Below are 22939 nucleotides of genomic sequence, written 5' to 3' on the forward strand. Positions count from 1 at the left end.
ACATGAGCATTAGGTTTGCGAAACGCTTACTCGTTGTTATTTGCCTGTTAGCTGGCTATTGGCTTTGGCAACAACCGGGAGCAAGCGGCGACGAAGTAACTGAAAATTCCTTGCAGCAATTGTTGCTGGACGCCGACGGCGGGAATCTGTTGATCCCTGCGGGCCGTTACGTGCTGACGGAAACCTGGGAGATTGACCTTTCCCAGCAGGGACCAATTTCTGTGCGAGCTGCGGGTCCGGTCACTTTGGTGATGTCAGCGGCCGGGCCCGCGATTCGGATCGTCGGTGGGATTCGAGGCAGCGCCGATCCGGGGCAGATTACGCCCGAAAATTGGCTGGAGCGGATGCCGTTGGTCGACGGTATCGAGATACTGGGCGAGCATCCCGAAGCGGATGGTATTGAGCTGGATGGAACGCTGCAAGCGACAATCAGCCGCTTGGCGATCCGCGGTGCGCGGCATGGAATCCGACTGGTGAATCGCAATCGCAACCTGATCATTTCGGATGTGCACCTGTACCACAACAAAGGTATTGGGCTCTTTCTGGATCAAGTTAACCTACATCAAATCAATGTCAGCAATTCGCATATCAGCTACAACCGTGGTGGCGGGATTGTCGTGCGCGGAGGCAATGTGCGAAATCTGCAAGTCACCGGGTGCGATTTAGAAGCGAACATGCCCGCTGATGAGACGCAAACCGGGGCCGCGAACATCTTGGTCGATCAATCGCTGCCCGCTTGCTCGGCCGCGGAAATCGCCATCACTGGTTGTACGATTCAGCATAGCGCCCATTACAGCAAACGACCACATGTGACGCGGCTCGCCCCCGGCGGGGCAAATATTCGCATCTTGGGCAACAGCGATTTCCAGCCCAACATGATCACCATTACGGGCAATATTCTCAGCGACACGGAGACGCACATTCATCTGCGGCACGTTACCGATGTGACGATTACAGGAAATACCTTTTTCACCACCGAACCGATGGATGTTTTGGTTGAAGAAAGCCAACGCGTGGTGATCGGCAATTGTGTTTTCAATCCGCGCGAATCAAAAGATACCGGTGGCATCGTGCTGCGGAACAGCCAGCAGTGTTTGTTGACCGGTTCGACGATGCATGGCTTGTTGGCCAATCAGGCGGCGGTAACTCTCGAAGGCTGCCGTGACAGCCGGGTGCAAGGTTGCGTGATTTCGGCGTCGCGTAATGGGGTCAACTTGCGAGATTGCCGGAATTGCGCAATCGTCGCTTGCACAATGACTGGCTTGCTGGCCGGGGGAGAGGGCGTGATTGGTGAGCTGGAGGGAAATCACCTGGGTGAGCTAATCATTAGTAAGTGATGATTAATCGGTGACGGCCACCGGCGGATCGCATACAATGCGGGCGGGTGGGGAGTTGTGGAGACTTCACCCAGTGCCAATGGGCATTCCCACCTGCAGTCCAGCCAGCCCACCTGCAGTCGCGGCAACCCACCAAGCGTCAAGCCAACAAACGTCAAGCCAGCGAGGTTCGCACTATGCTTTCACTATGCCAACGAGCAACGACGCTTTGCGATGGGATTTCACGTCGAGAATGGATGCGAATCGGTGGACTGGGCGCCTTTGGGCTGGGAGCTTCGCAGTTAGCCTCCGCCCGGGCGGAGGCGAATGAGCGGCAAGTTGGTGCGGCGCAGTTGGGCGCCGGTTTTGGGAAAGCCAAACGCTGCATCGTCCTGTTCATGTTGGGAGGACCGCCACAGCACGAGACATGGGACCCCAAACCTTTGGCGCCTGCGGAGGTTCGCGGTGATTTCGGCACGATTGCCACCGCGACTCCGGGGTTGCATGTGGGAGAGCTGATGCCAAAAACGGCCGCGTTGACGGATCAGATTGCCGTACTCAGAGCGATGGCAACGGACGACAACGCGCATTCTTCCAGCGGATATTGGATGTTGACGGGGCGGCCGCACACTCCGAAGAACAACGAAAATGCCCTGCCCGGTCCGCCCAATGATTGGCCATCGTTAGCTGCGGTGGTGCGACAGTTGCGCGGCGATGTGGGAAGTTTGCCAGGTTCGATCCGACTGCCTGAATCGATATGGAACACTGGGCAAATACTCTGGCCTGGCCAAGATGCCGGTTGGTTGGGACCTCAGGCAGACCCCTGGTTGATCACTTGTGATCCTAATCAAGCGGACTTCAAAGTTCCCGATATCGCTCTGCCCGTGCATGTCACCCCGGAGAGATTCGAGCAGCGCCGTGCGCTGCGTGAATTGATGAACGGTCGTTTTCAAGAGCCAGCCAGCGGGCCGATTCAGCGGTGGTCGAATTGGCAAAGCAAAGCGATTGATCTGTTGCGTGACGCGGGGACACAGCAAGCTTTTGAAGTCGAGCGTGAATCGGATCAGGTTCGCGATCGCTACGGACGTAATCGCTTTGGACAGAGCGTGTTGTTGGCACGTCGGTTGGTAGAGTCAGGAGTCTCCTTGGTGCAGGTGAATTGGACACGTTGGCCCGAGGATGAGAACGTAGCGCCCGCTTGGGATACTCACGCCAAAAACAGCGAGCGACTAAAGCAGGCCTTGATGCCGCCGATGGATCAAGCCTATTCGGCGCTGCTGGAAGACTTGCAATTGCGAGGCATGTTGGACGATACGTTGGTGGTCTGGATGGGGGAATTTGGACGCTCCCCGAAGATCAACGCAGCTGGTGGTCGTGATCACTGGGGGCATGTTTTCTCGGCCGCTCTGGCGGGAGGTGGAGTGCAAGGGGGAGCCGTTTTTGGCGAGTCCGATAGCAAGGGTGGATATCCATTGTCAGGTCGCGTTGAACCGCAAGATTTAACAGCCACCATCTTTCATTGTTTGGGGTATGCTCCCGAAACTGAAATACACGATCGTTTGGGGCGACCCTTAGCCATATCAAATGGGCATCCAATCCGACAAATTTTGTAGAAGAGGGCCTATTTGTAGAACAGGGCCTAGCAGTACTTTTCAGCACCAGTTGGTGCACCTTCATTGGCAGACTTTTGAGGTCATCGATGTGCGTCGCCGCTCCAGCAGTTACCTATCAACCGCTCTGCCGATCTAGCTTGCTGTCAGTTTTGCTGCTTTTAGTTTTTCTGCTTTCTGTATGCTCGCTGCCAGCAGTTGCCGATGACGCGGAGCAGCTCCAGCGGCCCGCCTGGACGACATCGCGAGTGGTTGGTTCCCCGGAGCCGCCGTTGCCGTTCGTGCTGGAACGCGTTTATTCACAGCTTGAATTTGACAAACCCGTCACCATCAAAACGCTGCCGGTTGCTCAGCCTGATAGTGATCCGCGACTTTTGTTGGTTGGCGAACAAGGTGGCAAGATCTTTAGCTTTGCCGCGGATAGTGATCCACGAGCGGCACATTTGGTCGCCGACTTGACGGCGACACCGCCACCCCATTGCGAGCTGCGGCCAGAAGATTCCCAGCAAATTCAGATCTATGACTTGGCCTTTCACCCGGACTTTCTCACCAACCGCACCGTTGTGATTTGTTACGTCGTGACAGCGCCGGGAAAACGACGTAGCGACGGGACTCACATTGCTAGTTTCCAGTTGAACAAGCGCGGCGGCTCCGATGATCCCGCCGCGTTGACTCTCGATGTCGCCTCGGAACGACCGATCTTTGGTTTTGACTCGGGGGGGCATAATGGCTGCACCGTCGCATTTGATCGCGAAGGTTTCTTATATATCTCCACCGGTGATGTGGCGGCACCTTCACCACCCGATGAATACAATCATGGGCAAAATGTGGGCGATGTGTATGCGGCGATTCTCCGTATCGACATCGATCAGGTTCCCGACGGTCAAACTTATGGGATACCCGCTGATAATCCTTTCGTCGATCATCCCACGGCCCGTCCGGAAATTTATGCTTACGGATTTCGCAACCCTTGGCGGATGAGTTTTGACGACAAAACTGGCGACCTGTGGGTTGGTGATGTTGGCTGGGAAGCGTGGGAGATGGTTTATCGCGTGCGGCCTGGCGGTAACTATGGTTGGCCAATCAAAGAGGGCCCCGGTGATGTGCGCCCCGACGCGTCCCCCGGTCCAACACCGATTTTGTCAGCAGAGGTCGCGTTGCCGCATGCTGAGGCTGCTTCAATCACCGGCGGGGTAGTTTATCATGGCCAGGCATTGCCTTCGCTTCGAGGTAAATATGTGTATGGCGATTGGGTAACTCGCAAGTTTTGGGCGGCGGCTTTCGACAAGGTTGGCGTGTATGAGAATCTCGAGATTGCCGTGGGGCCGGTCAAGCCAATCAGCTTTACTATGGATCACGACGGCGAGTTGCTAATCTTGGATTATAACAGCGCGGGAAAGTCGGGCATTTATCGCCTCGCCCCCAATCCGACCGAATGGAGCGATCGAGACTTTCCTCAGCAATTGAGCGAGACAGGGTTGTTTGCCAGTACTCAACCATTAAGGCCAGCCGCCGGGGTCGTGGAGTATTCGATTCAGGCTCCCATGTATCGCGATGGTGCGGTGGCAAGATTCTGGTTGGCGATTCCAGGCACCGCAGCGGCGACTTTTTACTCCACACCGCAAACCACATTTGATTGGTTTCGCACCGAGGTGGTGTTACCTGCCGGGACGGTGCTGGTAAAAACCTATTTCTTAGAAACGGTTGTCGGGGAAGTCGCGTCGCGTCGGCCGGTGGAGACGCAGTTGGCTCATGCTGTCTCCTTGGGTGAGTGGAATCATTACACCTACCGCTGGGACGAAGCTGGGCGGGATGCCAGTTTGGTGCCTGCCGGCGGCGCGGTTAGTAAACTGCAAATTGAAGACTCAGCGGCCCCCGCTGGCCAGTCGGAGCTTGATTGGATCTTTGCCGCCCGCGGCCAATGTCGGACTTGTCATACACCGTGGCGGGGAGAGACGTTAGGCTTTATCGAACCCCAGTTAAGAACGCTGACAGGTTATCATCCCGATGGTCAGCCTGACGCTTGGTCGACGATGTTGAGCCGAGCTTGGATTGCGACCGATCCGCCCCGGCCGGAAAGGGAAGGAGAGCCTACTGGGCAACAACGCGGGCCGACGCTGGTTGATCCTTATGACGAGTCGAAACCTTTGGCCATTCGCGCGCGTTCATACTTGCATGCCAATTGTGGGCATTGTCATTTAAATGGTGGCAACGCTTCGGTGGCGTTTGATGTTAGCTTTACCAAGCCGTTAGCCGACACGGGGCTGGTCGAAGCGGCGGCAATGCGAGGGAACTATCGTTTGCCGGCAGCCAAGCTGATTGAGCCGGGGGTGCCGCACCGCTCGGTGTTGCTGTATCGCACGGCAAAATTGGGAAGCGGTCGAATGCCGCCGCTGGGGTCCGCCAAGGTCGATCAACGTGGCGTCGATTTGCTGAGCCGCTGGATAGCGGAAATGCCGCGAGAAAACACCGCCGCGGCAATAGACGGTGTGATAACAGACGGATCCGCCGAGCAACATATCGAACATTGGCTGGCGCGATTGTGTGTGAGCCCAAATAAATTGCCAGAGTCAACTGAGGGGACTAACGATGTGCCTGCAGAGGATTTAACAGCGATTAACCAACTATTGGCCGAGCCTAGCGGAGCGCTGGCGTTGTCGTTAGCTTGGAATCAAGGTCGCATCCGAGCAGTGTACAAGTCGAACATCATCAAGCAGGCGTTGACCGCCCCGCCTGAGATTGCCGAGTTATTTGAAGCTTGGTTTGCCGAGGAAGCGCGAGTGAAACGTCTCGGACTGCAATTTGATCCGCGAGAGGTGTTGCAGTTGGTTGGAGACGCCGCGCGGGGACGCGACAGCTTTGTCGCCGGACGGGGGCAATGCGCTCAGTGCCACCAGATTCATGGTCAGGGGCTTGCGGTTGGGCCGGAACTGTCAAAGATTGCTGCCAAGTATCAGCGACCGGCTGAACTGTTACATCACATTGTCCAACCAGCGGCTGAGATCGCCGAGCCCTATCGGGCGGTGAGGCTGTTGACCACCGATGGGCAAGTGCTGATCGGACGGATCCTCAGTCGCACGCCCACGGCGATTGTGTTGCAAGACGCAGCCGGCCGTCGCTATGAAATCAATGTGGAGGCGGTCGAGGAAGAATTCGCGGCAACCGACTCGCTGATGCCTGAGCAGTTGCTGGCCGCGCTGACTGCCCAAGAAGCGGCCGACTTGCTCGCCTACCTCAGTCAATTGAAATGAGCACACTGTCACTCGGCAAATTTCACTTGGTAGACTCCACTTGGCGAACCTCGGCCGGCAGCATGTTTTGCTGCTTGGTTTGCCTGCTTGGTTTGCCTGCCAACTGAAAAAAACTTGGAAAGCTTCGGCAAACCCGATACGATAATGGGAGGCGAGCATACCGTGGCCCACCTCCCGCAGTGATCCCGCCTTCCCCACCGCCAGCTCCCGCCCACTTACGTCGATTTCTTATGCGCCCGCGAACATTGCTTGTCCGAAAACATCCGCACCCGCGAGCACCCCACTCGCGGAAGATCCAACTGGGCAGTTTGGTGTTCGCGTGCACTACCGCGACCGTGGGGTGTAGAGTTTTGCGGGGCTGCTGTGCCGCGCTTGCGTGCTGGGCTGTGCTCTTTGCTCAAGCCGTCGCGGCTCCTCCCGAGGCCGGCTCGGCAGCTGAGCTTGAATTTTTTGAAAAACAGATTCGACCTTTGTTGGCAGCACACTGTTTGGAGTGTCACAGCGGCGAAGAGCAAGCGGGCGGATTGAGGCTCGATTCGCGAGCGGCTTGGCAACGGGGTGGTGACAGTGGAGCGGCCATCGTTGCCGGAGAGCCAGCAGCCAGCCGGCTATTGGAAGCGGTGCGGTATGAGAATCTGGCCTTACAGATGCCACCCAGCGGCAAATTATCTGCGACTGAAATTGCCGCGTTGGAAACCTGGATTCGCGGCGGGGCTGTCGATCCTCGCTTGGAAGGTGTTGACCCCGAAGCGACGCTCAGCAGCGGACCGCAACCAACCGGCATGAGCATCGAGGATGGACGGCAATTTTGGTCGTTGCGGCCGCTGGGCGATCCGACACCACCGCTGCTGGAAGCCGATGAGTGGCTGCAAACACCGATCGATGCGTTTGTGCTTGACAAGTTGCAGGCGGCGGGAATTCAGCCGGCACCACCAGCCGATAAACGCACGCTGGTTCGGCGGATCACTTACGACTTGATCGGCTTGCCGCCGACGCCCGAAGAAATCATCGCGTTTGAGCAGGATGACTCGCCAGATGCGGTTGCCAAATTGGTCGATCGCTTGTTGGAGTCGCCCCACTATGGAGAACAATGGGGACGGCATTGGCTGGATGTCGCCAGGTATGCCGACTCCAATGGCTTGGACGAAAATTTAGCCTTCGGTAACGCATGGCGCTATCGCGATTATGTGATCGAGGCATTTAATCAAGACAAACCGTTTGATCAGTTTGTTGTCGAGCAAATCGCTGGTGATTTACTTCCCCGCGCCAATCAAGAAACTAAGACAGCGACTGGCTTTCTCGCCTTGGGTGCCAAAGTGTTGGCGGAACCCGATCGGGAGAAATTGGCCATGGACGCTATCGACGAACAGATCGATACGGTGGGCAAAGCATTTCTCGGTATGACGCTCGGTTGCGCCCGTTGTCACGATCATAAATTCGATCCAATCAAGCACCGAGACTATTACAGCTTGGCGGCAATTTTCAAAAGCACGCGAGCGTTTGCTGATACCAACACCGGTGCCATCAAGCATTGGTATGAGCATGATTTCGCCACACCAGCGGAAGAAGAAAAACTTAAGGAAGTCGATGCTCAGATTGCTGCCAAGAACCAAGCGGCAAATAGTTACAAAAGTCAAGCGATGCAGGCGGTGCGAGCACAAGCTGAGGCGGCTGCGGCCAAGTACCTCACGGCTGCCAGTGAATTCGAACCTGGCACATCGTTAGCCGAAGTGCAAACAATCGCCGATCGCTATGGTTTGCACGCTCGTATCTTGCACCATTGTCGATTGCACTTGGCTTATCACGAAGAAGACCCCTTGGTCGCCAAATGGTTGTCCATCCGCGATCAAGATCCGCAAGCGATTGAGGACTATTTCCAGATCCTGCTGCATGGTGATTCGGCCTCCCAGCAAGCGTCAGACCAGCAAGCGTCAGCGGAAACAGGCAAAACTGATGACGCTGGCGTGGTGGCCTTGCGTGAGCATGCTCGTCAAGCGTTGAAGGATCCCAGTGGATTTATCAGTGTTCCACCGCAACCCGAATTTGCTCTCGATGCCGAGACGTTCGCGCGGTACGACGAGTTGATGGAAGAGGCTCGCTATTTGGAAAGTATATCCCTCGATCGAACCGCCGCGATGGGAGTCACCGATGGTCCGGTGGTGGAAAGTTTGCCGATTCACATTCGCGGCAGTCACCGCAATTTGGGAGAGCCGGTCAGCCGCGAGTTTCCAGAAGTGATGTGGGTTTCGCAGAATCGCCCCGTCTTTCCCGGCAATCAAAGTGGCCGCCTGGAACTGGCGCGGTGGATGGCCAGCAGCCAACATCCGCTAACCGCTCGCGTGTATGTGAATCGAATCTGGCGTTGGCATTTTGGGCGGGGGATCGTTGGTACGACGGAAAACTTTGGACGCTTGGGTGATCGCCCCACGCATCCCGAGTTGCTGGACTGGTTGGCTCGTTATTTCATCAAGTCGGGTTGGTCGACCAAGGCCTTGCATCGCCTGATTATGACGTCCAGCGTTTATCAACAAGACTCGGTGCACCCGGAGTCACGTTCTGCAGCCGCCATTGACGCAGAGAATTTACTGCTCTGGAAATTCCGCCTGCGTCGTTTGCAAGCCGAAGAAATCCGTGACGCCATCTTGGCCGTTTCTGGGAGACTTGATCTGCGGATGCACGGCAAGATGGTTCCTTTGAGAAATCGCCAGTTTGTCTTCAACCACACGTCGGTCGACCATACTGAGTACGATAGTTTGCGACGGGCGATGTATTTGCCCGTGGTGCGAAACAATATCTATGCTTTTTTCGAACAATTTGATTTCCCAGATCCGACAACCCCCACGGGCAGTCGCCACACCACCGTCGTGGCACCTCAAGCGTTATTGTTGATGAATGACGAATTGGTGATGGATTCGGCTGAGGCTTTTGCCGCACAGATTCGCGCCACCGAGGGTGACCTCAATCAGCAGATCACGTTGGCGTATGAGAAAGCATTGGGAAGACCACCGAGTAATCAAGAAGTTGATCGCGCGGCCGAGTTCTTGGGAATCGACACCGGCTCGCGATGGGCTTTGTTCTGTCAAGGTTTGCTGGCCAGTAACGAATTTATTTACTTGAAATAGCCACCCCGGCTGCGGACGATTCATGATGCCCACCCCCGACCCCTCCGGCACTCCAGTCGACATGTCTGCCCTTGATTACCGAGGTTTGCAGCAACGTCGCCAATTGCTCAAGCGTACCGCCGTTGGCTTTGGCAACTTGGCTCTACTGTCACTTTTGCAGCGACAGTCAGCCAACGCCGCCGAGACGGGTAATCAACAGGCGGGCGAGCAACTCGCGGGCAATCCGCTGGCCGCCCAGCAGCCGCACTTTCCGCCGCGAGCCAAGCGGGTGATCTTTCTGTTTATGAAGGGCGGCCCTTCGCACGTCGACACATTTGATCCCAAGCCGTTGTTAGATCGTGATGATGGCAAGGCGCCGCCGTTTGCGTTGCCCGACGTGACGTTTGCTCAGCAAGGTAACTTGCTGCGGTCGCCTTGGAAGTTTCAGCAACATGGCGAGTCGGGGTTGCCGGTCAGCGCCCTGTTCCCGCAAGTGGCCAGGCACGTCGACGACCTTTGTATCTTGCGATCAGTGCATGGCACCAACCCGGCCCATGGTGGCGCGGCGTTGAAGCTGCACACTGGAACGGATCAATTTGTCCGTCCCAGCATGGGTTCTTGGGTGACCTACGGGCTGGGAACTGAGAACGAAAACCTACCCGCTTTCATCACCATTTGTCCCACGTTGGCACACGGGGGAGTGAACAATTGGGGAGCCGCTTTCTTGCCCGCGCATTGCCAAGGGACTCCGCTGGGCAATGCCAGCCAAGCGGCGCGGACCGCACGCGTCAAGCATGTGCAGAATCAGCGGATTGACGCGGCAACGCAGCGGCAACAATTGGACTTACTGCAAGCGATGAACCGCGAGCATTTGTCTCAGATTGGCGAATCGCCCGCTTTGGAGGGCAGGCTCAATGCTTTTGAATTGGCATTTCGCATGCAAGCCAGTATGCCCGATTTGCAAGACCTGAATCAGGAGAGTGCTGCGACGCATCGCTTATATGGTACTGACGATCCAATCACCGAAGATTTTGGCCGTCAATGTTTGATGGGGCGTCGTTTTCTCGAAGCGGGTGTGCGGTTTGTGCAGGTAACTCACAGTGACAGCGAAGTCCAGTGGGATCAGCACAGCGATCTCTATCGCGGGCACACCAAGAACGCCGCTGAGGTCGATAAACCGATTGCCGGATTGTTGCAAGATTTAAAATCACGCGGCTTGTTGGAAGATACGTTGGTCGTCTGGGGAGGCGAATTTGGTAGGACGCCGACAGCTCAAGGGACGAACGGGCGCGATCATAACCCGCACGGATTTACCATGTGGATGGCCGGTGGTGGCGTCAAAGGGGGTTATGCTTACGGGGCCACCGACGACTATGGTTATTACGCGGTGGAAAACAAAATGCATGTCCACGACTTGCACGCCACGCTGTTGCATCTGTTGGGGCTCGACCACGAACGGTTGACTTATCATCATGCCGGCCGCGACTTCCGCTTGACCGACGTGGCGGGCAAAGTGGCGACCGACATTTTGGCTTAAGCGACCGACGCGGTCCATTTGAGAAAATCATCAGGGTCGACATTCCGGCCGCTGACCGTAAGCACGATATCGCCCTCGCCGGCTAGATCAAATTGGCCAGTCAACAGCGAGGCGATGGTGACCGCGCCGGAGGGTTCGCTGCGGACGCCAAGGTTGGTTTCAAACCATTGCATGGCGTGACAGGTCTCCGCGTCGCTAACGGTCACCGCCTGATTGACAAGATTTTGCAGAATCGGCCAGTTATGATGTCCCACATCATAAGAGAGCAAGCCATCGCAGATGCTGGCGGGGCGTTCAATTCGCACTCGCTCGCCGGCGGCCAGTGACTTGGCAAAGTCATCGGCGCCGGCTGGTTCCACGGCCACGATCCTGGCCTGCGGAAACCCATCGGCGATCGCCAAAGCGTGGCCAGCCAGCAAGCCGCCCCCGCTGATTGCGCAGACGAAATGAGATAACTGGCGACCTTGCCGTCGCAGCTCCTGGACAATTTCCAAGCCACCGACGCCGTTGCCTGCAATCACGTGGTTGTCGTCATAGGGAGAAGCTTGCACGGCATTCTCGGTTTCAGCAATCTCACGAGTCAGTTGATCTCGGACACCCGTCTCATGATCGGTCGCCAAATCATACGTGCGGACGTCGGCACCCAGGGCGCGCGTGCGAGCGAACTTGACTCGCGGCGCCGAGTCGGGCATGACAATGATCACCTTTTTGCCGAATGTCTTGCCAGCAAAGGCGAGGCCCGAAGCGAAGTTGCCCGATGAGTGTGCTGCCACCGGTCGATCGCCGATCTCCTCGAGGTGATTGGCCATCCAGTTTAAAGCGCCCATCAGTTTGTAGGAACCAACGGGAGTCCAGCCATAATCCTTGACCCACACGCGGCGGTCAGGTGACAAGCCAATTGCTTGCTCCAAAGGATAGCAACGAATCAGCGGAGCGGGCGAGATGTGTTGGCGGATTATTTTTTCAGCCTGGAAAACATCATCGATCGAAGCAATAGTTGTGAGGGGCATCGGCGCTGGGCGGGATCAGAAAGTAAGGATGATGTAAGGGCGAGCAGCTGCATCACAGACTGTCTTGTTCTATGCGAAAAACAGTTGTTCCGCAGTTCCCCGCAATAGTTGTTGCTTTTCGGCTGGCGTGAGAAAATCAACGCGGTCTCGGATTAAGGCCAGCGAAGCTTCGTAGGAATGCTCGCCTTGCACTTGGAAGGGGCAATCCGAGGCCCACATCAATCGTTGCGGACCAAAGCTATCACAGACTTGGCGAATCATCGGAATCAAGTCGTCGTAGGGGGGCTTTTTTTTTCCCAACGCGTAGAAAGCCGAGGTCTTGACATAGGTGTGAGGGAAACGGGCTAATTTGCAAAGCTGTTGCAAATAGTCCGCTTCGACTTTGCCACTCAAGCCGATGCGAGCAAAATGATCGACAACGACGCGGGTTTCGGGGTGCTGTTGGCAGAGTTGGTCGACGTAGCCGATGTCGCTGGGGTTAATCAACGGGCAGACGGCTAAGCCTTCCGTGGCGGCGGTGCGAAACAGTTGGCCGATACCAGGATCGTTGCCCCAGGTATTGGCGTCACCTCGCGAGTGCAGGCGAAATCCGCGAATGCCTCCCGCAGCCAGCGACTTGATTCTGGCCACTAGTTGATCGTCGTGGTGATCGATTAAGGCGACCCCGGAAAAGACGCCAGGGTGTTGTTTGATGGCTTCTAGCAAGTACGTGTGGTCGTACAGGTAGAAGCTCATCTGAATCAGCACGATGCGGCTGACCCCGGCCGGACGACAATGGTCGAACAATTCCCGAGGAGTGAAACTGGGGGGCTGCATGTCAGCTGGTGTAAAGCCGGGAGCTAACGGGTAGCGGGTCGTGTCTGGGCTCCAGATGTGTACGTGCGCATCGATCCATCCCGCCGTGACGTCTGGGTGTGCCGCGGCTTCGCCAGCGTTTATCGGCTGTTGCGGGGAGGCGGCGCGGGCGGAGCTGTCGAGGGGCGACTTGGCCAGCGAAATGGCTGTGGCGGCGGCTAAAGAGCTGCCGATGAACTTACGCCTAGAGAGTTGCATGCTAGAATCGATCGGGCTGGGGACCACAACGCGAGCGGGGAAAAATCGCGGTGCCGGAAAAAGGTGGTGCCGAATTAAACTGGCACCCGCTGGGAGAGTGCATCTGATGGTTTGCGGTTTTAGGCCGCAAGATAGGCGCGGCAGCCGTCGAGGGTTTTCTGTGTGTGTTTCCAGTAGTCATCCATTGGCTTGCTATCGCTAATATATGAAGCTCTGAGCCCCAGGATGGCCTCGCCAACAGCAGTCGAGCACAATTTTCGGGTGAAATGGCCACCCTAGCCCTCCTGTTTTACCGACATTCATTGGGAAAACCAAGATTCTGATCGATCGCCCGCCAAAAGGCCATGCCAATTACAAACCGTCAGGTGCACTCGGGGACAGTGAATAACACTGGGGGCATTGACAGCCGCTAGCCTTCCTGTCTAGGCTTTTTGCACTATGTGTTTGACCTCGACCCCCGCCACCGTACTTGTCATTATCATCGCGGCAATTGGCCGCGACTGACGGGTGCGTGTACGGATATATCGATATGATTTCCACACCCCCGCGGCCAGTGCCTCGGGGGTTTTTTTATGAGCTTAACGGCTCGCCAGTTCCCTTCTCGCTCAACAGCTTCAAAGTATCCATGCGTGCGATCACGATCTACGACACCACACTTCGCGACGGCACCCAAGGGGAAGGGGTCAGCCTTTCCTTGCAAGATAAATTGCAGATCACGGCGCGACTCGCCGAAATTGGTGTCGATTACATCGAAGGGGGCTATCCGCTGTCCAACGAGAAGGATGCGAGTTACTTTCGCGAGGTCCGCAAGCTGTCGCTGGGCAACGCCAAAATCTGCGCCTTTGGGATGACTCGCCGCCGCGGTGTAAAAGCGGCGGATGATCCAGGTATGCAAGCGTTGGTCGCTGCGGAAACGCCCATCTGCACGCTGGTGGGCAAAACGTGGGATTATCACGCCACCGAGGTGCTGCGAGTCAGTCTGGAGGAAAATCTGGACATGATCGGCGAAAGCACGGCTTTCCTGCGTCAGCATGGTGAAGTCATCTATGACGCGGAGCACTTTTTTGATGGTTGGAAAGCGAACCCCGAATACGCGGCAAAGACGATTCAAACGGCAGCGGCCGCCGGGGCGGGTTGGATTGTGATGTGTGACACCAATGGCGGCACGATGCCCGAGGAAATCGCCGCCATCTGTCAACAAGCTCAGCAAGCCTTGGCGGGAGTCAGCGGCGTTCGTTTCGGCATTCACTGTCATAACGATTGCGATCTGGCGGTGGCCAATTCTTTGGCGGCGGTCGATGTTGGTATCGAGCAAGTTCAAGGCACCATCAACGGGGTTGGTGAGCGTTGTGGCAATGCCGATCTGGTCTCCGTGATGGCCAATCTGCAGCTGAAAAAGCAGGGTCTGCAAGTGCTCGGCGGGGCACCCTTGGACCACCTCACCGAACTCAGCCGGTTTGTTTACGAGACAGCCAACTTGCAGTGGCGCAGCAGCCAGCCCTTCGTCGGCCAAAGTGCGTTTGCGCACAAAGGGGGCATGCATGTGCACGCGATCAACAAAGCGGCACAGACCTATGAGCATATCGATCCCAGTTTGGTTGGTAACGAGCGACGCATTCTGGTGAGCGAACTGAGTGGGCGGAGCAACATTGCCGCCCTGACCGACAAGCATCAGATTCAAGCCGACCGTGAATTAACCGATAAGATTTTGGCCGAAGTTGTCCGCTTGGAGAACAACGGGTACCAATTCGAATCGGCGGGAGGGTCTTTTAATCTTTTGGTGCAACGGTTGGCGGGAACCTACACACCCCACTTTGAGACGGTCAAATATCGAGTCGTCGCCGGGGACCGCGACGCGGCTGCAAATTGTTCGTTTGCCGAAGCGATCATCAAAGTTCGCGTGGGAGAAACGTTATGGTTTGACGCGGCCGAAGGGCACGGGCCCGTGAATGCCCTGGACGCTGCCTTGCGACGCGCTCTGCGAGACACCTACCCATGCTTGGATGAGATGCGATTGCTTGACTACAAAGTACGTGTCGTCGATTCGAGCGGGGGAACCGCAGCCCACATCCGCGTCAACATTGAAAGTGGCGATGGGCATAACACCTGGGGCACCATCGGTGTCAGCGAAAACATTATCGAAGCCAGCTGGCGAGCGCTCGTAGACGCTTTCGAATACAAACTTCATCAAAACTAACTTGCCAAGTAACCATGACAAACGAGATTCCCAACCGGTTTGACCACGCCGAAGCTTGCCCCCGAATCTATCAACGTTGGGAAGCGGCCGGCTGCTTTGATGCGAACGTCAATCCCGATCGCCAGCCGTTCACGATCGTAATCCCACCGCCCAACGTCACCGGCGCATTGCACTTGGGGCATGGTCTGAACAGCACGTTGCAAGATGCCCTCATTCGCTTTCGCCGCATGCAAGGTTATGAGGCATTGTGGGTGCCGGGAACCGACCACGCCGGCATCGCCACCCAAGCCGTGGTCGAGCGGCGTTTGAAAGAACAGGAGAATAAATCTCGACACGATCTTGGTCGCGCAGCGTTGGTCGAACGGATTTGGGCTTGGAAAGACCAATACGAAACGCGGATTCTCTCACAGCTGAAGCGGATGGGTTGCAGTTGCGATTGGCGGCGGACGCGGTTTACCCTCGATGATCGCTGCGCAGCGGCCGTGCGGGCGACTTTCTTTGACCTCTTTTCCAAACGCCTCATCTATCGCGGCAAGCGATTGGTGAACTGGGATACCTATTTGCAGACCGCCGTTAGCGACGACGAAGTATTCACGGCCACAACCGCGGGACACTTTTGGCACTTCCGCTATCCGGTGATCGATCCCCAACCAGGCGAGCCCACAGAAGTCACTGTTGCCACCACGCGTCCCGAAACGATGCTCGGTGACACGGCCGTCGCGGTCCACCCCGATCCCGATGGGGCCTTTGATCAAGTTGAACAAGAATTGTTGGCCAAGCGAGCCAGCAGCCCGACCAAAGAGCACGCCGCCATCGACCAACAATTAGCGGCGATCACGGAACGCCGCACGACTCATCTGCCGACGCTCCGCGCCCTCCGCGACATGGCCGCCGCGGGCCGGATGTTGCGATTGCCCCTGCTGAACCGCGACATTCGCCTCGTTGCCGACGCTTGGGCCAAGCCCGAACTGGGCAGCGGCTGCGTCAAGATCACTCCCGCCCACGACCCCAATGACTACGAAGTCGGTCTGCGCTGTGAGCTGGAAATGATCAACATTCTCAATCCCGACGGCACGCTCAACGACTCGGCCGGCCCCTACGCGGGCAAGACGATTGCGAAAGCAAGAACAGCGGTGGTCGCCGACTTGGATTCGTTGGGGCTGCTCGGCGAAGTCGAAGAACGCGAAATCGAATTGCCCTATTCGGATCGCAGCAAAACGCCGATCGAACCGTACTTGGCCGACCAGTGGTTTGTGCAAATGGAAAACCTCGCCCAATCGGCGATGGATGCGGTTAGCAACGATCAGGTGCAAATCTTCCCCGAACGTTATCGCAAAGGCTATTTAGATTGGCTGAGTGAAAAACGCGATTGGCCAGTCAGTCGTCAGCTCTGGTGGGGCCATCGCATTCCAATTTGGTCACTGGAAGCAACCCCAGCAGCCGCCACCGACGTGGTCGCCCGCTTGCAAACGTTACCAGCCCACGCGGCGGGCACGTTGGCTGTCCAATACGACGGCGAACGGGCCGTGCAAGTTTGTTTGCGCGACGAAGACGAGGCGACCCAGCAACAGATCGAAGCGATGGGGTTCGCGCAAGATCCTGATGTCTTGGATACGTGGTTCAGCAGCGCATTGTGGCCTCACAGCACGCTGGGGTGGCCGGAGCAAACCGAGGAGCTGGACTATTTCTACCCAACCAGCACGCTGATTACTTCCCGCGACATTATCACTTTGTGGGTAGCCCGCATGGTGTTGATGGGGCTGAACAACATGGGAGAAATCCCTTTCAAGGAAGTCTATATCCATCCCAAAATTCTCGACGGGCTGGGTGAAACCATGTCCAAGAGTAAAGGGAATGGAGTCGACCCGGTCGAAGTGATCGACAAGTTTGGTCCCGACGCGATGCGCTTCGGTTTGGCCTGGTTGACGACCGACACCCAAGATGTGCGGATGCCGGTCCAATATGAGTGCCCAAGTTGCGGCAAGTTAATCGAGCAAACTAAGAAGAACCGCACCCTGCCGCGGATGACTTGCCCGGGTTGCAACCAACCCTTTTCCACGCAGTGGGCTGAGACACCCGAGGACACTGAGTTGCCGCGGGGGGCCGTGATCAGCGAACGCTTTGAGTTCGGGCGGAACTTTGTCAACAAACTTTGGAACGCCGCCCGGTTCGCGATGATGAATCTCGAAGGCTATCAACCTCAGGCAATCAATCCCGTCCAATTACCGATCGAAGATCGTTGGTTACTGAGCCGTCTAACCACGACCACGCAGGCCGTGACTTCGGCACTCGAGCATTATCACTACGGCGAAGCGGCCCGCGCGTTATATGATTTTGCTTGGGATGAGTTTTGCAGTTTTTATGTGGAGATTGCCAAGCCCCGGTTGGCTGATCCGGCGGAACGGCAGACGACGCAATGCGTGTTGGCACACGCCTTGGATGTGATGGTTCGCCTGCTCCACCCGCTGTTACCCTTCTTGACCGAGGAAATCTGGCAGACGCTGGCCCAATTCGCTCCGCAGCGAGGCTTACAAGCTCCGGAGAAAGCCTCAGAGCACTTGATTAAAGCAACTTGGCCAGTCGCCGACGCGAATTTGATCGACGCGGAAATCGAACAACAGTTCGCGTTGTTTCAAGCCACGATTGGTGCGATTCGCGAAATCCGCAGCCGACAGAATATCCCTCCCCGCGAGGAGGTGCCCTTCGCGGTGCGATGTTCTATGCAAGCCCAGCAGTTGCTTGCTCCGATGGCGACGTACTATGCCGCCATGGCAAACGCCAAAGCGGTTGCTTGGGGACCCGACATTACCTCGCCGGAAACGTCAGCCCATGTCGCGCTGCCCAAACTTGAACTCGACGTCTACGTCGACTTGGAACAGTTTATCGACGTCGCCGCAGAGCTTGAACGGAACAACAAACTGCTCGAACGTCTCACCAAACAGATTTCTGGCAAACAGCAAAAACTGGGGAATGAAAATTTCGTCAGTCGCGCGCCGGCTGATGTTGTGGCCAAAGAACAGGCCAGTTTGCAAGAGCTGATCGAACAAGTTGCCGGAGTCAAAATGGCAATCCAGTCGCTGGAGGCCAAACTTTGAAACAGCGAGTTGCAAAGATAGAGCCGGCTGAGCGTGAGATTCAACTCGCTACGGAACTGGCTCCGCAATTCTCGAATTGGGTAATCGAGACGGCTGGGTGTTTCCGGGAGGATGATGATTACGCGGAAATTGCGAGATTGGGACGTCAGCTAAGTGATGGGGAACGAATCCGTCCCCTTTTTCGGTAGCGGTGGGGAGAAAAGACTCCCGATGCAACAGCGGCGTGCGGTAGTTACAATCGTAGTAGCCTTAAACTGGCTAAATTACCAGCGCGGCCGCCGTGCGACCGCCTGTTCGGGAAAGTCCCCACCCAATCTCCGGAGAACCACCCCCCATGACCCATTCAGCAAACGCTCAAAATCAAACTCGCCGCGCTTTTCTCAGCCAATCATTGGCTTGGGGAGCTGCCGCCGGTGCCGCCTGCCTGATGCCCGGCCGGTTATTTGCCCAGCCGCAGCCCGCTGCTGCAGCCGAGCCTTTCCGCATTTCATTGGCCCAATGGTCGCTGCACCGCTCGCTGTTTGATGGCAAGATCGCGCATTTGGACTTCGCCAAAATCGCCAAGAATGAATTTGGCATCGAAGGCATTGAGTATGTGAACCAATTCTTCAAAGACAAGGCAACCGACGAAGCCTACTTGGCCGACATGAAGCAACGGGCCGAAGATCATGGCGTGACCAGCCTGTTGATCATGGTCGACGGTGAAGGCAACTTGGGCGAGGCCAGCAAAGAGGGCCGACAAAAGACCGTCGATAACCACAAGAAATGGGTCGATGCGGCCAAGTTCCTCGGCTGTCACTCGGTGCGTGTCAATGCCGGCAGCAGCGGCACCTATGAAGAACAACAAGAACGTGCGGCCGATGGCTTGCGGATGCTCAGCGAGTATGCCAAACCACTGGGCCTGAACGTAATTGTGGAGAATCACGGCGGCTTGAGCAGCAATGGCAAATGGCTGGCCGGAACCATCGAAAAAGTGGGCATGGACAACTGCGGAACTTTACCCGACTTTGGTAATTTCACGATCAATCGTGGCAAGAACGAAGTTTACGACAAGTACCAAGGTGTGACTGAATTGATGCCTTACGCGAAAGCCGTCAGCGCCAAGTCGCACGCTTTTGACGAAAACGGCAACGAAGCGGATATCGATTACGCCCGCATGATGAAGATCGTGCTTGATGCCGGCTACAGCGGCTGGGTCGGGATCGAATGGGAAGGCGGCAAGCCCGACGAGTTCACCGGAATTCGCTTGACCAAGGATTTACTGGTGAAGATTCGCGAGCAAGTCAAAGCGGCTTAAGCGGTCCGGTTAGTTTGCGACTAAGCTTTTTGGGGCGGCTGGCGACGGCCGCCCCCGAGTGACGTTTAGATTTCCTCTTCGACCGCTTCTTGAATCGCTCGTACCGTGGCGGTCGGTGTGCGAGCGGTAGCCGTTACCCGCTCGACATCGATTCCCAAGCTCTGGCCCAACAAGATCGCCAGATCAAAATCGAGCACTCCGTGGAACTGGTTGACGGGTCGGTCTTGAAAGTAGATCGTGTCGGTATCGCGATCGTAGCCTGATTCAAAAGCGTCGGCTAACTGCTCCAACCACTCCTCGGGGATCCCACGCTGGCGGCAATAGTCCAGCGGCCAAATATCGACTCCGGTGCATTCCTCAAGCAGCAACAAAGCCTTGAGACGAGGCAGCATCAGACCGTCAGGGCGTCGATTTTCGCGGCGACGATGAAATCGTTCTCACTCAGTCCGCCGATTGCGTGCGTGGTCAATTCAATGCGAACGTTGCGATAACCGGCTAGGTGCAGGTCCGGATGATGCTGTTCCCGCTCGGCCAAATCTCCCACCGCGTTGAGGAAACCGAGCGCCTCGACAAAATGCTTTAGCGATCGCTTGTGGTAGATTGCCTTGCCGTCGGTCGACAACTGCCAGCGGTCTAGCTGGAGCAGCAATTGCTCGGCTTGGGAACGCGAAAGAGGCTCGACACCACCTTCGCAAGGGACACATTTACGTTCCGTCAGGGGCGAGTCATGCACGGCGGTTATGCTTCCCGAGGCTGTCGTTTGATGGTGTTCCCACGCATCCGAAACAGCACTGGCGAGTTGCCAGCACCTGATAGGGCGGGGGGATCAATCGGGTCTTCATCGCTCGGTTCGGTGACTTGGCCGTTACCTTCACCGCCGCTATCGGACTCGTCAGCAGGCTGTTCCGACCGCGCATCGGGGGTGGTGACATCCGAAGGGCTCTGCTCTTCATCTTCGCTGGCGGGCTCCGTCAGCTTGGAATTCATGCCGGTGATCCCGGCTTTCGGTTTTTGGCTTTCAGCCGGCGTGGGCGTCAGCACGCTAGAGCCCAACACGCTGGAATCTATCTCGCTGGTCCCGGGATAGATAACCGGGGGCATCAGCGACGAGTAGCCGCTGGAAATTGATTCACCAAAGGGGTCGTAGTAACTGGGAGCAACGCGTTGGATGCGGGGTCGGGCAACCATCACCGTGCGAGTGTACTCTTCGGTCACGGGGACCACGCGATTAACGGTCACTTGGCGCGTGAAAGTTTCCGGTTCGTAGTATTGGATTTGCACTGGTTCACTGCGCGTCTCGTACACGGTTTCGGTCGTCGTCACGGGAATGCGACGCGTTTTGGTCTCCGCCACGTAGCGGTAACGTTGCACGGGAATTTCTTCGACGTAGGTCTCAGTCTCGGGCCGCTGGACCGTGACGGGGATGCGGCGTTCCTCGGTCACCGCTTCCATTCGCGTGGTTTGCACGGGGACTTGCTCAGACACCGTTTCGGTCACCATGCGAGTCGTTTGCACGGGAACTTGCTGTTGCACCGTTTCCGGCACGTACTGAGTCCGGGCGACTTGTTGGTTGACGAAGTTGGGGCGGTAGGCAAGTTGCGTTTGCACCGTCGGCGGCGTCACTTGGGGCGTCCAAAACAGACCGCCCCGGTTAACGCTGAGGATGCCCAGGGGGCCCGTGGTTTGATAAGCCCGCGGGACCCACTGAAGTCCATAATTCACTGATCCCGGCGTGACCACCTGTTGCGGCACATAACCACCGGCGTCGACCAAGCGGCTTTCCATCGTGGTGACGGGACGGAGCGTCGTGTAGGCTTGCGTTTGCATCATGGTCTCAGTCACTGGCCGCTGGACCTGGTACTGGCGGGCTTGATACTGGGTTTCCACGACGGGACGATAACTGGTGACCTGTTGAATTCGCTCGGAGGTTTCGGTAACCATGCGAGTGCGGGTCCGCTGACGCTTTTCCAGCGAAGTCTCCAACACCGGTTTCATCACCGTGTAGGTTTCTTCGCGATAGGCGGTCTTTACGACCGGCTTGGCCACGCGAATTTCTCGATCTTCCGTGCGAGTCTTGAGCACGTAGCGAGTTTCGGTAACATCGCGGACTTCGGGAACGGTCTGGTAGCGGGTACGATAGGCAGTCTCGACCCGCGGCTCCAGCACCGTGTCGCACTGCAAGCGGTAAGCTGGTTGAAAACAGCAAGCGTCTTGGGCGAAGGTGGCGGGAGCGGTCAAGGCCATCGAGACCGCGACACCGGCGCCACCGAGACCGGCCAGCAAAGTTTGACGGAGCGGACGAGGACGGAGGCAGTTGTGGGCGAGCTGGCGAAGCGACTGAATGGCAATCATGGTCACGGACGTTGAGTCGATTGAGGTCATAGGGTTCTTGCATCCAATTGGTGGCAACGAGGTCCTCACCCTCTTAGTTTGTTACCAACGCGGCAAACATGCAAATCCCATTTGATGCAATTTTGTCATGCAAGTTCAATACTGGTCACGATTTAGCGATTCTCAAAAAAATTCAAGATTGTGAGGCACTCAGCCGACACCCGGCGCTGTTTTTTTTCACCAAATTGCCGAGCCTGCTCACTCCTCGCTACAAACGTTGAAAATTAACAACACGACCGCGAGCGGCAACAAATTCAACGCAACCTCCTTCCCTCCAGCCCTTCACGCAGACATTTATCCAAACCGCATGATTCCACTGCTGCACGAACCGTCATCCCTGGACGCGAATTACCGACAGCCAAGCTTCCAGCTGGCGATCGATGAAGCATGCCTGGAAGCCGCCGAGGCGGGCGAAACCAGCGAGTTGCTGCGGGTCTGGGAATTTGAACAACCAGTGGTCGTGCTGGGCCGCGGCAGCAAAGTGGCCGGCGAGGTCGACCAAGATCATTGCCAGCGGCGGGGGATTCCCCTCTTGCGGCGCTGCAGCGGCGGCGCCTCGATCGTGGCCGGGCCGGGCTGTTTGATGTACTCGGTCGTGCTCAGCCTCCGCCAGCGCGCTGAATTGCGAAACCTCGACTTGGCGCACGACTTTATCATGACCACGCTGACCGCGGCGATCGCGAGTCGAGTCCCGGAAGTTCGGTTTCAAGGGACATGCGATTTGACCTATCGCGATCGCAAGTTTTCGGGGAACAGCTTACGAGTCGCTCGCGAGCACATCCTTTATCACGGCACCCTGCTGTACGACGCAGATCTCCCCCTGATCGCCAACTGTTTGCGGATGCCACCGCGTCATCCGGATTACCGGCAAAGCCGTGACCATGCCAGCTTTATCACGAACTTGCCGCTGCCCCGGGAACTCCTCTGGCAAACGGTGCGCGAAGCTTTTACTCGCGAAGCATCTCCAGCTCTGCCAGTTGAATTCCCGGCGTCGGTGTTTCGCCGAGCAGAAACGTTAGCCCGAGAGCGATACCAAAACCCCGCATGGAATTTTCGCCATTAAGCGGCGCACTGTTAGCGG

The 22939-nt window shown here is 56.8% G+C and carries 14 protein-coding genes; 9 read left to right on the forward strand and 5 right to left on the reverse strand.

Annotated features, from left to right (window positions below; all coding sequences use genetic code 11):
* The first annotated feature begins 2 nt into the window (after positions 1-2).
* From SH139x_RS24710 to SH139x_RS24730, 5 genes are all read left to right on the forward strand, one after another.
* A complete protein-coding gene (locus SH139x_RS24710; protein WP_488352410.1) occupies positions 3-1337 on the forward strand; it encodes a right-handed parallel beta-helix repeat-containing protein in 1335 nt (444 codons plus the stop codon).
* A gap of 176 nt (positions 1338-1513) precedes the next feature.
* On the forward strand, positions 1514-2929 hold the full coding sequence (locus SH139x_RS24715) for a DUF1501 domain-containing protein (protein ID WP_488352411.1): 1416 nt from the start codon (positions 1514-1516) through the stop codon (positions 2927-2929).
* 149 nt (positions 2930-3078) lie between these two features.
* Positions 3079-6177, forward strand: coding sequence for a PQQ-dependent sugar dehydrogenase (locus tag SH139x_RS24720; protein WP_488352412.1), 3099 nt, complete (start codon positions 3079-3081; stop codon positions 6175-6177).
* A 386-nt stretch (positions 6178-6563) separates the two neighbouring features.
* Complete coding sequence (locus tag SH139x_RS24725) at positions 6564-9299, forward strand: PSD1 and planctomycete cytochrome C domain-containing protein (protein ID WP_488352413.1); 2736 nt, start codon at positions 6564-6566, stop codon at positions 9297-9299.
* A 61-nt stretch (positions 9300-9360) separates the two neighbouring features.
* Positions 9361-10815 carry a DUF1501 domain-containing protein gene (locus SH139x_RS24730; RefSeq protein ID WP_488356084.1) on the forward strand — a complete coding sequence of 485 codons (1455 nt, stop codon included), beginning with the start codon at positions 9361-9363 and terminating at the stop codon, positions 10813-10815.
* Here the strand turns inward: SH139x_RS24730 and SH139x_RS24735 are convergent.
* Positions 10812-11825, reverse strand: coding sequence for a threonine ammonia-lyase (locus SH139x_RS24735; RefSeq protein WP_488352414.1), 1014 nt, complete (start codon positions 11823-11825; stop codon positions 10812-10814). The two genes, SH139x_RS24730 and SH139x_RS24735, sit on opposite strands and share 4 nt — an antisense overlap.
* 69 nt (positions 11826-11894) lie before the next feature.
* Complete coding sequence (locus SH139x_RS24740) at positions 11895-12878, reverse strand: amidohydrolase family protein (protein WP_488352415.1); 984 nt, start codon at positions 12876-12878, stop codon at positions 11895-11897.
* A 625-nt stretch (positions 12879-13503) separates the two neighbouring features.
* On the opposite strand from SH139x_RS24740, the gene cimA reads away from it, so the two are divergent.
* The 3 genes from cimA to SH139x_RS24755 all read left to right on the forward strand — a co-directional run bounded on the left by cimA (position 13504) and on the right by SH139x_RS24755 (position 19467).
* The gene (gene cimA, locus SH139x_RS24745; protein WP_488356085.1) at positions 13504-15075 is read left to right on the forward strand and encodes a citramalate synthase; all 1572 of its coding nucleotides are present in this window, start codon (positions 13504-13506) and stop codon (positions 15073-15075) included.
* 14 nt (positions 15076-15089) lie between these two features.
* Positions 15090-18170 (forward strand): class I tRNA ligase family protein, encoded by a 3081-nt coding sequence (locus SH139x_RS24750; protein WP_488352416.1) that lies wholly within the window; start codon positions 15090-15092, stop codon positions 18168-18170.
* A gap of 334 nt (positions 18171-18504) precedes the next feature.
* Complete coding sequence (locus SH139x_RS24755; RefSeq protein ID WP_488352417.1) at positions 18505-19467, forward strand: sugar phosphate isomerase/epimerase family protein; 963 nt, start codon at positions 18505-18507, stop codon at positions 19465-19467.
* A 65-nt stretch (positions 19468-19532) separates the two neighbouring features.
* Here the strand turns inward: SH139x_RS24755 and SH139x_RS24760 are convergent, their stop codons facing one another.
* Genes SH139x_RS24760 through SH139x_RS24770 form a run of 3 tightly spaced genes read right to left on the reverse strand, consistent with a single transcriptional unit; the run spans position 19533 to position 21849 of the window.
* Positions 19533-19859 carry a hypothetical protein gene (locus SH139x_RS24760; RefSeq protein ID WP_488352418.1) on the reverse strand — a complete coding sequence of 109 codons (327 nt, stop codon included), beginning with the start codon at positions 19857-19859 and terminating at the stop codon, positions 19533-19535.
* Positions 19859-20209, reverse strand: a complete 351-nt coding sequence (locus tag SH139x_RS24765; protein WP_488356086.1) for a 4a-hydroxytetrahydrobiopterin dehydratase — start codon at positions 20207-20209, stop codon at positions 19859-19861. The genes SH139x_RS24760 and SH139x_RS24765 overlap by 1 nt, the downstream gene beginning before the upstream one ends.
* Complete coding sequence (locus SH139x_RS24770; RefSeq protein WP_488352419.1) at positions 20206-21849, reverse strand: hypothetical protein; 1644 nt, start codon at positions 21847-21849, stop codon at positions 20206-20208. Before SH139x_RS24770 ends, SH139x_RS24765 begins: the two co-directional genes overlap by 4 nt.
* Before the next feature lie 226 nt (positions 21850-22075).
* On the opposite strand from SH139x_RS24770, the gene SH139x_RS24775 reads away from it, so the two are divergent.
* Entirely contained in the window at positions 22076-22921 is an 846-nt protein-coding gene (locus tag SH139x_RS24775) for a lipoate--protein ligase family protein (protein WP_488352420.1), read from the forward strand.
* The last annotated feature ends 18 nt before the right edge of the window (positions 22922-22939 follow it).

The organism is Kothea flammea, from assembly GCF_052161645.1.
GTDB lineage: Bacteria > Planctomycetota > Planctomycetia > Pirellulales > Pirellulaceae > Laterigemmans.

What these genes read in the sequence shown, in the direction of transcription:
- SH139x_RS24710 (WP_488352410.1), top strand. Translation starts at nt 3, where the DNA reads ATGAGCATTAGGTTTGCGAAACGCTTACTCGTTGTTATTTGCCTGTTA.
- SH139x_RS24715 (WP_488352411.1), top strand. Translation starts at nt 1,514, where the DNA reads ATGCTTTCACTATGCCAACGAGCAACGACGCTTTGCGATGGGATTTCA.
- SH139x_RS24730 (WP_488356084.1), top strand. Translation starts at nt 9,361, where the DNA reads ATGTCTGCCCTTGATTACCGAGGTTTGCAGCAACGTCGCCAATTGCTC.
- SH139x_RS24735 (WP_488352414.1), bottom strand. Translation starts at nt 11,825, where the DNA reads ATGCCCCTCACAACTATTGCTTCGATCGATGATGTTTTCCAGGCTGAA.
- SH139x_RS24740 (WP_488352415.1), bottom strand. Translation starts at nt 12,878, where the DNA reads ATGCAACTCTCTAGGCGTAAGTTCATCGGCAGCTCTTTAGCCGCCGCC.
- cimA (WP_488356085.1), top strand. Translation starts at nt 13,504, where the DNA reads ATGCGTGCGATCACGATCTACGACACCACACTTCGCGACGGCACCCAA.
- SH139x_RS24750 (WP_488352416.1), top strand. Translation starts at nt 15,090, where the DNA reads ATGACAAACGAGATTCCCAACCGGTTTGACCACGCCGAAGCTTGCCCC.
- SH139x_RS24755 (WP_488352417.1), top strand. Translation starts at nt 18,505, where the DNA reads ATGACCCATTCAGCAAACGCTCAAAATCAAACTCGCCGCGCTTTTCTC.
- SH139x_RS24760 (WP_488352418.1), bottom strand. Translation starts at nt 19,859, where the DNA reads ATGCTGCCTCGTCTCAAGGCTTTGTTGCTGCTTGAGGAATGCACCGGA.
- SH139x_RS24770 (WP_488352419.1), bottom strand. Translation starts at nt 21,849, where the DNA reads ATGACCTCAATCGACTCAACGTCCGTGACCATGATTGCCATTCAGTCG.